This is a genomic window from Paenibacillus cisolokensis (genome assembly GCF_050481165.1).
GTDB lineage: Bacteria > Bacillota > Bacilli > Paenibacillales > Paenibacillaceae > Paenibacillus_AH > Paenibacillus_AH cisolokensis.
The window spans coordinates 1-15,377 of record NZ_JBCNFP010000193.1; the positions used below are offsets into that span (position 1 = coordinate 1).

The following is a 15,377-nucleotide window of genomic DNA, read 5'->3' on the forward strand; positions in this document are numbered from 1 at the left end:
CGGCAACCGCCTCGGCCGAGGCGTCGCCGAGCCCTTGCTGCTCCGCGGCCGCTTCGGCCAGCGCCGACTCGGCGGCTCTGACCCGCTGCTGCAGGCGCGCGGCCAGCCCGTCGCCGTAACGCTCCAGCCGGAACAGCCGCTGCAGCATCGACCGGCGCTCCTTGCCCGTGAGCGACAGAAACTCCGCAAACTTGCCTTGCGGCAGCACGACGGCGCGCGTGAAATCCTGCATGTTCAAGCCGATATGCTCTTCCACGCAGCGGTTGACGTCGGCCAGCTTATCCGCCAGCACCTGCTCGCCCTGCGGCAGCAGCTCGATAAAGCGGCAGAGCGCGCTGCCGACCGAAACGTCGCCGCTCCGCTTGAACTGCCGCTCCACCCGGAAGCGCCGCGTCCGTCCGCCGCCGTTCAGCTCGAACGTGAACGCGACGAAGAGCGTTTTTTCCGCCTGGTTCATAATGCCCTGCGTACCGCCGGCGGCGCGCTCCACCTTGCCGTAAAGCGCCAGCGTCATCGCGTCCAGAATGCTCGATTTGCCGCTGCCCGTCGGTCCGAAGATGCCGAACACTCCGCCCTCGCACAGCCGCTCGAAATCGATCTCCTGCGCTTCACGGTAGCTTTGCAGCCCCGCCAGCTTCAGCCTGATCGGCTTCATGACCGCCTTCCTCCTTCCGCCACCGCGGCTTCCCCGCGTTCTTCGTCCATGTCCGCTTCCTCGCGCTCCTGCTCCTCCAGCAGCTCCATAAATAGGCGCACCGTCGCCTCATCCGGCTCCGCGCCGCCCGTCTGGCGCGTATAAAACCGCCGGAACAGCTCGTCCACCGGCAGCCGCTCGCGCAGGCCTGCCGGATCGTCCGCGCCATCCTTTTCCGGATAGACGGGGCGAATGTGCAGAAGACCGTCATGCCGCTTGCGCAGCGCATGAATCTGATCCGGGGCGATTGCGTCGGTCACCCACAGCTCCAGATCGATCCAGGCGCGCGCGTCGCGGCCTTCATCCAGCCATCGGTGCACTTCGGCGAGGCCTCCTTTCGCTTTCCAGACGGCGAGCGGCCTGCCCGAGGACAAATAAATTTCCCGCGGCCTGGCCGCTTGTCCCGGCGCCAGATCGAGGACGGTCACCGATTTCGCCTGGCCCGCCTCCGAGAAGCTGTAGGCGAGCGGCGACCCGCTGTAGCGCAGCCACTCCTTCCCCGCAACCCGCTGCGGCCGGTGCAGATGGCCGAGCGCCGCGTATTGGGCGCCGCAGTCGAACGCCGCGGGATCGACCGTATAGGCGCCGCCGACCTGGATCGGCCGCTCCGAATCGCTTTCCAGGCCGCCGAGCACATACAGATGGCTCATCGCAATATTGACCGTATCGTGGCGGAACGACTCCGCCAGCCGGCGCATCAGCCGGGTTACCCGCTCCGAGTAGGCGCTGCGCAGCTCCGCCTCGTCCGCCGTCTCGCTGAGCAGTTCCCGCAGCCGAGACTCGGACGGGTATGGCAGCGCGGCGATGACGGCCATCTCCCCGGTTCGCGGCACCGCAATTTCCATGGCCTCCGCCGATGGCAAGCCGGCGAGCCGGATGCCGCTTGCGCGAGCGAGCGGCGAAGCGGCCGCCACGCGGTCGGGATGATCGTGGTTGCCCGCGATGACGGCGACCGCCCGTTTTCCGCCTTCCGACAAGCGCGACAGCGCGTCGTAATAGAGCTGCTCCGCGGCCGCCGGCGGATTGACCGAGTCGTATACGTCGCCCGCGATCAGCACAAGGTCGATCTCTTCCTCGCGGACGATCGCTACAAGCTCGTCCACGAAGGCCGCTTGCTCCTCGAGGCGGCTTCTTCCTTCCAGCGTCCGGCCGAAATGCCAGTCCGCCGTATGCAAAATCCGCACCGTCGTTTCTCCCCCTTCATCATGCCATTATCCCAACGAGCCTCCGTCGGGTAATCCCAACCGGCGGCCATCGCCGTAATTCCAACCAACCTCGGCCGGGCAACCCCCTATTGACCCTCGCCCGGTCATTCCTGACCCGCATCCGCCGCCGTCATCCCGCCAACTCTCCACCGACCTGCCGACCGGCTTCGCCACCGTAATCCCAACAGCCTTCTACCGGTCATCCAACCGGCTTCCGCCGCTGCGGTTATTCCTGCCGGCCTGCGCGGTTATTTCAACCGAACCGTCTGCGCGCCGTCCAGAAAGAACACGTAGCACTCCGTCACCGGCTTGCCCAGCACCGAAGCGATGGCGTCGGCGTACAGCTCGAGCTGAAAGCGGTGGCGTTCCGCGGCTCTATCCCACTGCTTCATATCGATCCGGTCCGTCTTGTAATCGACCAGCACGAGTCCGCCCTCATCCTCGAACAGACAGTCGACGACGCCCTGAATGAGAACCGTCTCGCCGCGGACATCCTCCGCCGCGCCCGGATATACCCGCTCCGCCGGGAAAGCGCAGCTGAACGGCATTTCCCTGCGGACGAGACCGGCGCGGCGCAGCCGCTGCCCGAGCTTCGAACGGAAAAACGCCAGCACCGCCGCAAGGTCGATCGCTTCCGCCTGCTTGCGGGTCAGAATGAGACGTTCCACGAGCGAATCGACCGTACGCCTGAGCAGCGCTTCGTCCGGTTCCGCGTCGAGCGGCACATGCTGCATCAACAGATGGCTGACCGTACCGCGCTCCGCCGCCGTCAGCGAACGTTCCTCCATAAATCGCGGCCGGCGCAGGCGGAAGGTATATCCGCCGCCGATGAAGCCTTGCCCGGAACGGCCGCCTGACACCGAACGGCCATCTCCGGCTCCCAGGCCCGGCTGCTTGGCGCCGGCGCCTCGAAGCAGCGCCGCTCCCTCTTCCAGCGTCGCCGCTTCGCGATCCCGCAGCGCTTCCCCGTGCAGCCGCTTCATCTCGGTGACCGACGTCTTCGCCGCCACGGCGGCCGCTCCTGGCCGGCTGTACGCCCAATCGAGCCTGCGGGCGATTTCGGCGGCGTCTTCGCCGCCTTCGACCGGTACGAGCGCCGTCACGGCCTGCAGCCGCTCGGCCAGCTCGGCCTCCTTCGCCTCGTTCCGTTCCGACGCGGCGGCCGCTTCCGTTCCGTACAAGTGGGCGGGCACGACGCCGAGGCGCCAATCCCGCAGCGGAGGCGCGGCTTCCGCCGTATCGCCGCCGTCCCGGGGAGACGCGCCGTCCGTCCGGGCCGCTGCGTCCCTATCGCCCGGCTGCGGCGCAACCTCATCCGGCCGCACCGCCATTCCGCCGGTGACCGGCGGCGCCGGCTCGGCCGTGAATGTCCCGGCGCCGGCTTCCGCCGCTCCGTCTTCCACCCGCACCAGCATACCCGCCTGCGCGGCCAGCGGACCGAGCCAGTCGAGGTAGCAGCGGGCGGCCGCCAGACGGTAATCGGGAATCGCGCCGCCGTCCGCCGCCGTCCGCCACCGCTCAAGCTGCCGCTGAGCGTCGTCCGCCGTGGCGACGAGAATCATTTTCTCCTTCGGCCTCGTCATCGCCACGTACAGCACGCGCATTTCCTCGGCGAGCATTTCCATCCGCATGCGCTGGCGCACCGCCAAATACGGCAGCGTCGGATAAGCGATCCGCAATTCGGGATCGACATAGCGCGGACCGAACCCGAGCTCCTTGTGCATCAGAAAAGCGCCGTTCACATCCTGCTGGTTGAACGGCTTGCCGAGACCGGCCACGAACACGACCGGAAACTCGAGCCCTTTGCTCTTATGGATCGACATGATCCGGACGACGTCTTCCTGCTCCCCGAGCTCGCGCGCGGTGCCGAGGTCGCCGCCGCTTTCCCGCATCCGGTCGATAAACCGCAAAAACCGGAACAGCCCGCGAAACGAGGTCGCCTCGTATTGCCGCGCCCGGTCGTACAGCGCCCGCAGGTTCGCCTGCCGCTGCGCGCCGCCGGGCAGTCCGCCGACCCAGTCGTAATATCCGGTTTCGCGGTAGATGTTCCACAGCAGCTCGGCGAGCGATCCCTGGCGGGCTTCGTCCCGCCAGCGGTCGAGACGGTCGAGGAAGAGCGACAGCTTGCGGCGCGTATCCTCGGCGACGAGCAAATCTCCCGCGGCCCGCAACACCGCTTCGTAATACGACGAATGGCGCGACGGAATGCGGATTCGCGCCAGCTCCTCGGCCGTCAATCCGAAAATCGGCGAGCGAAGCGCGCCGGCAAGCGGGATGTCCTGGTACGGGTTGTCGATGACCCGCAGCAGCGACAGCATCACTTCCACTTCCGTCGCGTCGAAATATCCCGTGCTCAGCTCCGCGTAAGCGGGAATGCCGGCCGCCTGCAGCTCCTCGATCATGACCGGCGCCCACTGCCGGGTGGCGCGCAGCAGGATGACGACATCCCGCCAGGCGAGCGGACGGTCCGTCCCTTTCCGGCCGTCGTACACGCGAAAGCCGCCGTCGGCAAGCTCGCGAATCCGGCGCGCAATATGGCGCGCTTCCAGCTGGGCGGTCAGCGCGTCTTCCGCCGCTTCCGCCGCGCGGGCGGCCTCCTCCGCTTCGTCTTCGTCCGCAGCGCCGGCGTCGGCGGAGACTGCGGCGCGGACGCCTCCGCGGTCGATCACGCTTAGCTCGACCGCAAACCGGTCGTCGCCTGCCGGCGGCTGCGGATACGAAGCGCCGCAGACGAGCTCCGCGCTGCGGTCGTAGTCCATCTCGGCGACCGATTCCCGCATAATCGCCCGGAATACGTCGTTGACGCCATTCACCACTTCGGGCCGGCTGCGGAAGTTGCGCGACAAATCGATGCGCAGACCGGGCGCTTCCCTGTCGGCGGCACCCGGCGCGGCGGCGCCCGATACGCCCGCTCCGGCCGGCGCTCCTGCCCCGGCATGATCGGGCTGCGCTTCTGTCCCGGGCGGATCGGCCGGCGTCTCCGTCTCTCCGCCGATTTCCGCATCCGAACGGTATGCTTTATATTTTTGCAGAAACAAATTCGGCTCGGCCAACCGGAAGCGGTAAATGCTCTGTTTGACGTCGCCGACCATAAACCGGTTGCCCGCTCCTTCGCGGGAGATCAGCTCGACGATCGCCTCCTGGACCGTGTTCGTATCCTGGTACTCGTCCAGCAGCACTTCCTCGAATTGGCGCCGGTACTCCAGCGCAGCCGCCGAAGGCACGGTCTTCTCCGGCGTCGAGGACGGGTCCCGCAAAATGCGCAAGCAGTAATGCTCGAGATCGCCGAAATCGAGCAGGCCGCGTTCGCGCTTCGCCGTCTCGTAGCGGCGGCCGAATTCGATCACGAGCTCCGCGAGAGCTTCCATCAGCGGCGCGAGCTCCGCGAGCTCGCGGACGAACGCCTCCGCCGGGCGGCCGAACCATTCGTCGCGCATGCCGAGGACGATCTGTTTCGCCTGCTCGCGCAGCTCCTTCGCCTTCTCCTGCAGCGCCTTGTCGCAGCTGTCGCCGCGCACCGCCTTCAGCTTGCCGAACGCCGCTTCGCGAAACAGCTCCGGCAGCTCTCCCCACGGTCTTTCGTCCACCGCCCGGCGAAGCCGTTCGACGACCTCCAGGTCTTCCGCCAGCGTGACGGCATAGTTCGCCGGTCCGTCCGGCAGCTCCGCCACCGCCTTCGCCTGCCGCAGCAGGTCCGCCGCGCCGGCGAGCGACCGCGCGGCTTCCCCGCGGATGGCGGCCGCCCACGGTGTGGCGGAGAGTTCGGCGACGCCGGTTACCCGGAACGCGGCGGCCGTCTCCCGCAGCCAATGTTCCGGCCACGGATGGCTGCGCGAAAATTCGTACAGCTGCTGAACGAGCCGATACAGCGGTTCGTCGCCCCGTTCGCCTCCGAAACGGTCGGCAAGCCGCAAAAATGCGCCGCCGTCTCCCGCATCCTCATATTTTTCGTCGAACAGGGCATCCAGCGCATCGAGCCGCAGCAGCTCGCTTTCCGTTTCGTTCGCGATGCGGAATCCGGGATCGAGCCCGATGAGCGGATAATAGCGCCGGATCGCATCGAGACAGAAGGAGTGGATCGTCGTGATGGCGGCGCGGTTCATGAGCGCCAGCTGCCGCCGCAGATGCTCCGAATCCGGCTCGCGCTCCAGCGCCTTCTCGAGCGCGATGCGGATGCGCTCCTTCATCTCCGCCGCGGCCGCTTTGGTGAACGTCGCCACAAGCAGGCGGTCGACGTCGGTGTCGGCGGATATTTTGCGGATAATCCGCTCGACGAGCACCGCCGTCTTGCCCGAGCCGGCCGCCGCGGCGACGAGCACGTTGCGGCCGCCGGTCGCAACGGCCTTCCACTGGTCGTCCGTCCAGGCCGAGCCTTCCGGCTTTTTCGGGATGTTATGTACCGGCATCGTCGCCCTCTCCTCTCCTTTCGCTTTCGGAACGCCCGTATTCCCGGTTCATGCCGGACGCGTCCGCACGGTCTGCCGCCGCCAGCCGCTTTTCCGCAGCATGTTCTTCCGCGGAAAGCCCCTCTTCCGCCCGCTTCGCCGGCGTTTCAGCCGCCTCGTCCGGCGCGGACTCCGCGTCCTTCCCGCTTTCGGCGGCCTGACGCTCGAGCAGCCTCCAGATTTCGTCCCCGGTCACCCGCGGAAGCTTGATGTAGTCGTTGCCTTCGATCAGCGGATCGAACTGGCAGACCGGCTTGTACGCGCAATACTGGCAGGGCGTCTTCGCGCCGGTCCGGTATGGCGCAATGCCGATCTCGCCCTGCGCGATTTCGCCGCCGATCCGCGCGATGCTGCGCCGCACCGAGCGCCGCAGCACCTCCCAGCCTTCGCGGCCGACGACGGACGAGCTGCTGTAGAAGCCGCCGTCCCGCTTGATCGCGACCGGCAGAAGATCCGAATAGCCGGTATCGAGCTCGCCGTCCATCATCCGCACGGCGGATTCGTCGGCCAGCAGCAGGCCGCGCATTTTGAACCGCTTCAGCAGCTGGCGGCGCGCCTCCTCCGGACTCATGCCGTTCGATGCCGCAAGCAGCGGATTGTGAACGTGAAAATAAAGCACGCCGGCGGGGGCGACCGGTCCGCCCAGCCAGGCGGGCGCATGCGTCAGCAGCACGTCCAAATAAGCCAGCATCTGCAGCGACAGGCCGTGCGCCACTTCCTCCAGCCGCAGCTGCGTCGCCGACGATTTGTAGTCGAGCACGCGCAGCAGCCATCCCTCCTCCGTGCGGGCCGCGTCGATGCGGTCGATCCGTCCGACAAGCTCGAGCGTGCGGCCGTCCGCCATCGTAACGACAAGCGCGGGAAGCGTGCCGTCCGGTCCGAAGCCGACCTCGAGACCGACAGGACGGAATGCGGCACGCCGCTCGTGCTCGGCCAGTATGATCGCGGCTTGTCCGACAATTTCGGTCAGCTTGCGGGCGATATACCGGTATCGGCCGCTGCTGAGCAAGATTTGCGATTGCAGGCGCGGCGCCAGCTGCTCGACGGCGGAAGCCGCCGCCGCGCGGATGCCGCCCGCCGGCGTCACGCCCCAGCGGTCGCCAAGATCGGCGGCAAGCCGGCTGAGCGCCGCATGAAAGAGCTGGCCGACGTCCGGCGCCTCCAGCCGGTAGAGCCGCCGCTCCTTAAGCCGCAGGCCGTGGATCGCAAAATGCTGAAACGGACACGATACGAACCGCTCCAGCCGGGAGACGCTCGCCGTCAGGCGCTCGCCGTACAGCTCCTTCGCCGTCGCCGGCGACAGAGAAGGCACCCTGTTGTCGTAATCGAGCGACGATGTCAGCATCTGCAGCTTGTCCTGCCATTCCGGCCGTACAGCAAACCAGTTGAATACATCCCACCAGAACGGCGCGATCTCCGCCCCTTGCCGCCACTGCCGCAGCTGGCCGATCAGATGGGACAACGTCCGCTCCGGGCGCGACACGAAGCGAAGCTGTTCGATGCTTTCTTGATCCGGCGACGGCTCGCCCGGCACCGCCCGTTCCTCAAGCCCGGGAAACAGCCGCTTCACCTGCCGGACAATTTCCGATGCGTGCAGGCTTTTGCCTTCCTCGTCGGCCGCCGGCCAGCTCAGCCACAGATGCCGCGACGGCGTCGTCAGCGCGACGTAAATCAGGAAGCGCTCGTCGAGCAGCCGTCTCGTCACGCCGGGAGCCATCGCGAGCCCTTCCGCCTGCAGCCGCTCCCGCTCCGGCTCCGTCAACACCCCGTCCTCCTGAATGCGCATCGGCATGACGCCGTCATTGGCGCCGAGCACATAGCAGACGCGAACCGGGGCGGAACGGGTGCGGTCCAGGCTGCCGACCAGCACCTGATCGAGCGCAGGCGGTACGGAAGCGAGCTTCAAGCTTTCGAGGCCGGTCTCGACCATCCCGGCGAACAGCTCCGGCGGCATTTGCTCGTCGCCGGCCAGCTCGACCAGTTGATCGAGCAGCTCCATCACGCCGTCCCACAATTGCCGGTGGGCGCGCGCCCGTTCCGGCCGTCCGGCCGCCAGATCGGCGCGGCTCCACCGTTCCAGACGATCGGCCGCATCCGCGTGGTCAAGCAGCCGGTACAGCGCGGCGCACATCTCCTTGACGCTGCCGGCGCGTTTGAGCGCTTGACCGAAACGGCGCAGCGGCGGCACGATCGACTCCCGCGCTTCCATTACGGCCGCGAACTCCCGGGGGTCGGCCGGCGCCGTCTCGCCGTCTTCCCGCTCCAGGTCGCCGAACGACAGCGGCTTCCAGCTTTTCCGGTCCAGCCATTTGCGACCGTCGATGCCTGCCGCGAGCACGTAATTTTCGAACCGGTCGTACAGCTCCCGGCTGCCGCCCGGAATGTCGGGAAACAGCATTTCGGTCTTGATGCAGCGGAATACCGCCTCATACCGCCAGCCTTTGAGCACCGTCTCCAGCGCCGAGCGGATGAACTCGGTCAACGGATGATGAACGGCCGTCTTCTTCTGATCGAGAAAATACGGAATGCCGTATTCCGCGAACACCGCTTCCGCGTAATCGGCGTAGTCGGCCGGATTGCGCACGATGACGGCCATATCCCGCCACCTCAAGCCTTCGTCGCGAGCCCGGCGGACCATATCCTGCGCCGCCGCTTCGACTTCGGCGCGGCGGTTTGCCGCCGCGTGCAGCGATATGCCGCAGCGCGGATCGTCCGCGGCGAGCTCGCCGGGATCGGCGGGCCGGTAAGACAAATGCGCGGCAAAATGCTTCTCCAGGTGGGCGAGCATCGGACTGTCCGCAAAGCGGCGGGGCGGCTTGCCGTCCAGCACGATCGTCTCCAGCAGGCCGACGCCGTTCGACTCGGCCAGCTCGCGCAGCTTTATGTACGTCTCCGCCGTCGGGTGGAACAGCTCGAGCTCGTGAGGACGCTCGCCCGGCCCGTATTCGCGGTCGAGACAAAGCGCGACCGTAACGCGCGCCGCCGAACGGAGCAGAGCGCCGAGCGCCTCATATTCCTTGGGCGTAAAGCCGTGGAACCCGTCGACCCATATCTCCGCCCCCCGCATCGAAGGCGCGGCGCCGAATCCGGCGGCCAGATGGGCCAAATCATCTTCCGCGTCGACATAAAGGCCGGCCATCTCGGCTTCCAGCCGCTCGTAGACAAGCCGCAAATCGCGAAGCTTGCGCGCCAGCAGCGTTCCGGCCGCCGCGGCCGCTCCCGACTCGATCCAGCCGCCCAGCGCCGCGGCGTCGATGCCGTATCGTTTCCACTCGGTCAACAGGTCGCCGAGCCGCTCGATAAAGCCCGGCTGATCCGCGCCGTGCCGGAACAGCTCCAGCTCCGATTCCAGCCGGTGAACGATTTTGTAGAGCAGCATATTCCGCCCGTTCTCGCCGATCGGCACGAGCGCCGTGCCGCCGGTCTCCTGCATAACCCGAAACGCGAGCCGCCGGAAACTGAGCGCCTGGGCGCGAATCGTACCCGGCAGGCCGCCGTCCTTCAGCAACGCGTATTCGCTCTGGAAGGTCGCCTGCTCCGGCACGAGCAGTATGAGCGGCGGACCGTCGGGATTTTCCCGCAGCCGGCTCCGTATTTCATCGTGGCAAAACCGGGTTTTGCCGGCCCCGGACCGCCCGAGCACAAAACGCAACCCCATCCTTCTCCCCGCTTTCTCCGACTTTTTTCGATTCTCCTATTCTATCATAAAAGCGGCGGCCATTTCACCAGAAAAACCAAACGTATGTTCCTGAAAATGTTGGCTAAACGACCGGGCGGGACATGGCCGATTCCGACAGTAGATCCGACAGTAGATTCAACAGTAGTTCTCAACGGTAGATCTCAACTGTAGATCTCGACGGTAGATTCAACAGTAGAACTCGACGGTAGATCCTGACGGCCGATACCGCCGACACGAATCGCGCAACCGTTTTGCCGGACCTAAGTCCAGTGCAAATTACCGACCTGGGTCCGTTTGACCAACTGGATCTGCTGGTATACTTAGGAAGAGAATTCGGGACCGATCGCCCGCGGCCTTAGGCCGTACCAAACCGGAGCATATAAGGAGCGAATGATATGTTTAACCGAAAACGAGTTGCATGCGCCGCGCTGTTCGCGGTTGTCTTGCTTGTTGCCGGATGCACCGCCAAAATGAACGCCGTCACGAAAGCGTCCGAACAACCGCTGCAGGCCAATGAAGAAACGACGCTCGAAACGACATTCCGGCAAGTGAAGGTGTCGAGCGACGTGCCGTCCATTCATATCGGACTTTCGCCCGATGAAACGACGCGCCTGAGCATCCGGACATCCGATCCGGAAAAGCTGCAAAAGCATTTTGATTTCCATTATCGGGAGACGGACGGGCAATTGGAGGTTACCGTTCGAGGGAAAAGCCGGAATCCCGGCCTTGATGTGCTGGACCTGATCGAGACGTGGGGAGCCGAACTGCACGTGGAGCTTCCTGACCATTCGTACAACAGCGTTACGGTTCATTCCGACGTCGGGAAAATCGAGTATCGGGAAGTGAATGCGGATCGGCTGGCCGTAAGCAGCGAGGTGGGGACGATTACGGTTGCGGATACGGCAACGGAGCAGGCAATCGTGACCAACTCGGTCGGAGCGGTCCGTCTGGACAACGTGAACGGGAAGACCGAGGTCAGCAACAGCACGGGCACGGTCAACATCTATGCCCCGAGCATCGAGAACGACATTGCCGTGAAAACGGAACTTGGCGCCGTCACAATCGAAACGGATCGCGAGCCCGACAATGTCCGCCTCGATTTGTCGACCGAGATCGGGAAAGTCGGCACCAATTTCGACATAGAGCGAAACGATCAGTCGAAACGCTCGATTGCGGGACAGAAAGGGGAGAACGGACCGCAAATCAAAGTGAGGTCGGAAATCGGGCCGATCGAGGTCCGTTATCGGGAATAGGCGGAGAAAAGCGCTCCCGGCGGATCGGCGCTCCGACACGGCACAAGGGCCCTTCCGCTCCGACACGGCACAAGGGCCTTTCCGCTCTGACGCGGCACAAGGGCCCTTACGCTCCGGCAAGGCCAAGGCCTTCCGCATCGGGAAGGCCTTGGCGCGGCAAAAGCGCTCCGGCGTCCGCGCCGATGCGGCTGGCGCATCCGCTTACCGGCTGCGCACTTCGAAGATGGCGAACTTCAAGTAATGGCCTTCGGGAACGCCGAGCAGCCGCGGATGGTCTTTGCCCGCGGAACGCCATTCGATCAGCCGCAGCACTTTGCCGGCGTCGGCCGCCGCCTCCTGGATCGTGCCGAGAAACAGTTCCTCGCTCATATGGTAAGAGCAGCTTGCGGTCACCAAATAGCCGCCCTCATTGACCAGTTTCATCCCGTTCAGATTGATGTCCTTGTACCCGCGGCAGGCGCCGGCGAGCGCGCCTTTCGTCTTGGCGAAGGCCGGCGGGTCCAAAATGACGACGTCCCATGTCCGCCCGGCCGCCCCGAGCGGCTTGGAGGTATCGACCCTTCCCTGCGCCCGCCTCGCCCGCTCCTCCAGGCCTTTAACCTGGCTGCGCAAATAGTCGAATGCGTCGGCGACGACGAACTCGATCCGGTCCGTAAAGCCGTTTCGTTCGGCGTTCCGTCTGGCCGTTTCGATCGCGTGCTCCGATACGTCGAGGCATGTCACCTTCTTCGCGCCGTATTTGCACGCATGCATCGCAAAGCTTCCGGTATGCGCGAAACATTCCAACACGGTCGCGCCGTCCCAATACGGGAACGTGACGACTTTGCCGTTGGCGTTGACCGGCACGAGCGCCAGTCCGTCATCCGCGCGCTCCCCCGCTTCTTCGGAACCGTCCCCGACCGCGCCTTTCCATACTGCCGCCCCTTCGGGCAATTCCGCGTACGGCCTCCTTTCCAGCCTGATGCCGCTGCGCGCGCCCCAGCCGGTCATAAGCGGCGCGATCGCCGCGCGGTTCTCCCGCTGATCGTAAAAATAACCGGTTTTTTGTCCGCCCTCGATATCGACCTCCATCGCCAGCCCGTTCTCGCGAATGACGACCGTCCGCGGGCATTCGCCATAGAGCGGCCCTTTCCGCTCCTCCAGTCCTTCCAGCTTCCGGACGGCGACATCGCTCCGCTCGTAGATGCCTTTCGGGGCGAACACGCGGACGAGCGCCTGCACGATCGTCTCCCGCCGCCGGTCCATGCCGAGCGTCAGCAGCTGGACGACAAGCACGTCGGCGAAACGGTCCACGATCAGCCCGGGCAAGAAGTCGGCCTCCCCGTACACGAGCCGGCAATCGCGATCGCGTACGAAACGGCGCCGATGGCTCAGACAACGCTCGAACCGCTCGCGAAAGAACGGCTCGTCCATGTCGCCGATCGGCCGGCGGGAGATGACCCGCACCCGAATCGTCGAATGCGGGTTCCAATATCCTGTTGCCATATAGCGGCCGTTCGACTGCAAGACGTCCACCAGATCGCCAGGCTCGGCCTCCCCTTCCATCCGTTCGATCTCATTGTCGTAAATCCAGGGATGGCCCTGTTCAAGCCGCTTCGTACGCCCTTTGGCCATATAAATTTTCGCTCTGCTCATCATCATGTCCTTTCCATGCAAGCGTGAACGGCTTCGCCTTTGCGGCAGGAAGCATCGTTACACGTCTCTGTACGTCTCTATAAATCGTTGCGCGTTTCCAACACAGTAAAAAAACGTCCCCCCGCCGCCGGGCCGGAGGGAGGTGCTTGTCATGCTTGTCTGCCGAAACGCATATGTATGATACGACACGCGCGACGGCGGACCGATCGGCCCGGCTCGCCGTTCAACCGATTCCTTACGGCAAAGGGGCGTAGATGCGAATATGTTCGAAACAATTTTGCTGCCGGTGCTCTACGGCTTCGCCGTCTTTATACTCGGCATGAAACTGATGGAGATGGCGCTGCACCGTATTGCCGGCCCCCGGCTGACCGGCCTGCTGGAGCGTTCCACGGACACGCCGCTGCGCGGTTTGGCCGTCGGCACCGTGACGACCGCCTTCCTGCAGAGCAGCACGGCCGTCACCGTCATCTCGATCGGGCTCGTCAATGCCGGCCTGCTCACGTTTCCGCGCACGCTCGGCATCGTGCTCGGCACCAATATCGGCACTTGCCTGACAACCGAGCTGATCGGCCTGAATTTGGGCCGGCTCGCCATGCCGCTGCTGGCGGCGTCGCTCGGACTGTGGCTGTTCACCGCGCTGGCCTGCGAAGTCCGGCTTCTGCCGCTGACGCGCGCCGACCGCCCGATGCCGGAATGGCTGCGGCTGCTGCGCGGCGCATCCGTCGTCCTCGCCGGCTTCGCCATGCTGATCGGCGGCATTACGATTATGCAATCGATCGGGCCGGCCGTGCAGGCGAGCGGCCTGTTCGGCTGGTTTCTCGAGCGGGCAGCCGAAAGCCTGCTCTGGGGCGTCGCCGCCGGTATGACGCTGACTGCCATCGTGCACAGCAGCGCCGCAGTCATCGGGATGACGATGGGGCTAGCCGCGATCGGCGCGCTGCCGCCCGCACTGGGCATCGCCATTGTGCTCGGCTCGAATGTCGGCACCTGCTTTACCGCTCTGCTCGCCTCGGTCGGCGGCAGCAGGGCCGGTCAGCTCGTCGCCTGGTCGCATGTGCTGCTGAATGTGGGCGGCGCGGCGCTGTTCCTGCCTTTTACCGGGGAACTGGCGGCCGTATCCGGATGGATGGCGGCCGGTCCGGCCGGACAGATCGCCCGCGCGCAGACGATCTTCAATATTGCAAGCTCGCTTCTGGCCCTTCCCCTCTGCTACTTGCCGGCGCTGCGCCGCTTGACCGTCCGCTGACGATCGCGACGCCGGCGCTTGTGCCGAGCCGGTTGGCCCCCGCTCGAAGCATGCGGACCGCCGTCTCGGCGTCCCGGATTCCCCCGGACGCCTTCACGCCGATGGCGGAGGTTACGGCTCCGCGCATCAGGAGAACGTCCTCCACCGTCGCGCCCCCGGCGCCGAAGCCGGTAGACGTCTTGACGTAATGCGCGCCGGCCGCTTCCGCCACCCGGCATGCTTCCGCCTTCTGCACATCGTCCAGATAGCCGGTCTCCAGAATAACCTTGACGATGGCCGCGCCTTCCACCGCCCGGACGACCGCCGACACGTCATACATCAGCACGCCGTACCGCCCTTCCAGGACGGCGCCGATCGGCATGACCATGTCGATTTCCGTTGCGCCGTCATCCACGGCTGCCGCCGCTTCGTGCGCCTTCACGCGGGTCGCCGAAGCGCCGAGCGGAAATCCGACGACCGCGCTGATCCCGACGTCCGTCTCGGCAAGCAGTTCCTTGCACACGGAAACCCACGAGCCGTTCACGCAGACGGACCGAAACCGGTATTGCGCCGCCTCGGCGCACAGCTTGGCAATATCTTCGCTCGTCGCGAACGGCTTGAGCAGCGTATGATCGATGAAACGGGCGATGTCCGCCCCATCCGTCCATTTTTCCGGCATGCTCCGTTCAGTCATTTCCCGTCACCTCCACGCCGAGCAGCTTCAACGCGCCGGCCAAAATGCGGTCGTTGTTGTCGTACCCGAATTTGCGCTGCCGCCTCCAAGCCTCCTGCGGGGTGAACCAATCGACGCCGCGAATTTCCTCGACTTGCGCCTGCAGCGAGCCGTCGACCGCTTCGACGAGATAATAATGAACCTCCTTGTCCACCATCCCTTTTGTCTCATGGTGGTAGCGGTACTTGATCTGGTCGATCGGCGCCTTGATGACGCCGCGCATCCCCGTCTCTTCTTCTATTTCCCGAAGCGCCGTCTGCTCGACCGTTTCGCCCGGCTCCATCTTGCCTTTCGGCAGCGACACTTTGCCGTAGCGATCCTGAATCAGCTGGATTTGCAGCTCATGATTTCCGGTTCGGCGGTATACGACGCCGCCCGCTGATATTTCCTTCATCTCAGGCACCCCCTGTTGACGAAAAGCGCCGAGGCCGGCTGGCGGCTCGGCGATCGTTCGGCGCAGACGGTCGGCCGCTCCAGCGCGGCTGCGGCCGGCCTTGCGTTTAAATGC

Annotated in this window: 9 protein-coding genes; 2 read left to right on the forward strand and 7 right to left on the reverse strand. The window is 65.3% G+C overall.

Annotated features, from left to right (window positions below):
• The 4 genes from ABEV74_RS22875 to addB form a co-directional block, all read right to left on the reverse strand.
• On the reverse strand, positions 1-655 hold a 655-nt coding region (locus tag ABEV74_RS22875), incomplete at its 3' end, for an AAA family ATPase (protein WP_430149974.1).
• Complete coding sequence (locus tag ABEV74_RS22880; RefSeq protein ID WP_213531564.1) at positions 652-1,878, reverse strand: exonuclease SbcCD subunit D; 1,227 nt, start codon at positions 1,876-1,878, stop codon at positions 652-654. The genes ABEV74_RS22875 and ABEV74_RS22880, both read right to left, overlap by 4 nt.
• Before the next feature lie 269 nt (positions 1,879-2,147).
• Entirely contained in the window at positions 2,148-6,305 is a 4,158-nt protein-coding gene (locus tag ABEV74_RS22885; protein WP_430149976.1) for a UvrD-helicase domain-containing protein, read from the reverse strand.
• Positions 6,292-10,002, reverse strand: a complete 3,711-nt coding sequence (addB, locus tag ABEV74_RS22890; protein WP_430149979.1) for a helicase-exonuclease AddAB subunit AddB — start codon at positions 10,000-10,002, stop codon at positions 6,292-6,294. Before addB ends, ABEV74_RS22885 begins: the two co-directional genes overlap by 14 nt.
• A 416-nt stretch (positions 10,003-10,418) precedes the next feature.
• Between addB and ABEV74_RS22895 the strand changes: the two genes are divergently transcribed.
• Positions 10,419-11,276 carry a DUF4097 family beta strand repeat-containing protein gene (locus tag ABEV74_RS22895; protein WP_213531566.1) on the forward strand — a complete coding sequence of 286 codons (858 nt, stop codon included), beginning with the start codon at positions 10,419-10,421 and terminating at the stop codon, positions 11,274-11,276.
• Between the two features lie 201 nt (positions 11,277-11,477).
• On the opposite strand, the gene ABEV74_RS22900 is transcribed toward ABEV74_RS22895, so the two are convergent.
• Positions 11,478-12,917: a class I SAM-dependent rRNA methyltransferase gene (locus tag ABEV74_RS22900; protein ID WP_430149983.1), complete on the reverse strand. Its 1,440-nt coding sequence runs from the start codon at positions 12,915-12,917 to the stop codon at positions 11,478-11,480.
• A 256-nt stretch (positions 12,918-13,173) separates the two neighbouring features.
• Between ABEV74_RS22900 and ABEV74_RS22905 the strand changes: the two genes are divergently transcribed.
• Positions 13,174-14,157: a Na/Pi cotransporter family protein gene (locus tag ABEV74_RS22905; protein WP_430149986.1), complete on the forward strand. Its 984-nt coding sequence runs from the start codon at positions 13,174-13,176 to the stop codon at positions 14,155-14,157.
• Here ABEV74_RS22905 and deoC read toward each other — a convergent pair.
• Entirely contained in the window at positions 14,084-14,830 is a 747-nt protein-coding gene (gene deoC, locus ABEV74_RS22910) for a deoxyribose-phosphate aldolase (RefSeq protein ID WP_235593389.1), read from the reverse strand. The genes ABEV74_RS22905 and deoC overlap by 74 nt on opposite strands.
• Entirely contained in the window at positions 14,823-15,263 is a 441-nt protein-coding gene (locus ABEV74_RS22915) for an NUDIX hydrolase (RefSeq protein WP_430149990.1), read from the reverse strand. Before ABEV74_RS22915 ends, deoC begins: the two co-directional genes overlap by 8 nt.
• Between the last annotated feature and the right edge of the window lie 114 nt (positions 15,264-15,377).

Excerpts from the sequence above, each read along its gene's own strand:
- ABEV74_RS22885 (WP_430149976.1), bottom strand. The coding sequence starts at position 6,305 with ATGCCGGTACATAACATCCCGAAAAAGCCGGAAGGCTCGGCCTGGACG.
- addB (WP_430149979.1), bottom strand. The coding sequence starts at position 10,002 with ATGGGGTTGCGTTTTGTGCTCGGGCGGTCCGGGGCCGGCAAAACCCGG.
- ABEV74_RS22895 (WP_213531566.1), top strand. The coding sequence starts at position 10,419 with ATGTTTAACCGAAAACGAGTTGCATGCGCCGCGCTGTTCGCGGTTGTC.
- ABEV74_RS22900 (WP_430149983.1), bottom strand. The coding sequence starts at position 12,917 with ATGATGATGAGCAGAGCGAAAATTTATATGGCCAAAGGGCGTACGAAG.
- ABEV74_RS22905 (WP_430149986.1), top strand. The coding sequence starts at position 13,174 with ATGTTCGAAACAATTTTGCTGCCGGTGCTCTACGGCTTCGCCGTCTTT.
- deoC (WP_235593389.1), bottom strand. The coding sequence starts at position 14,830 with ATGACTGAACGGAGCATGCCGGAAAAATGGACGGATGGGGCGGACATC.
- ABEV74_RS22915 (WP_430149990.1), bottom strand. The coding sequence starts at position 15,263 with ATGAAGGAAATATCAGCGGGCGGCGTCGTATACCGCCGAACCGGAAAT.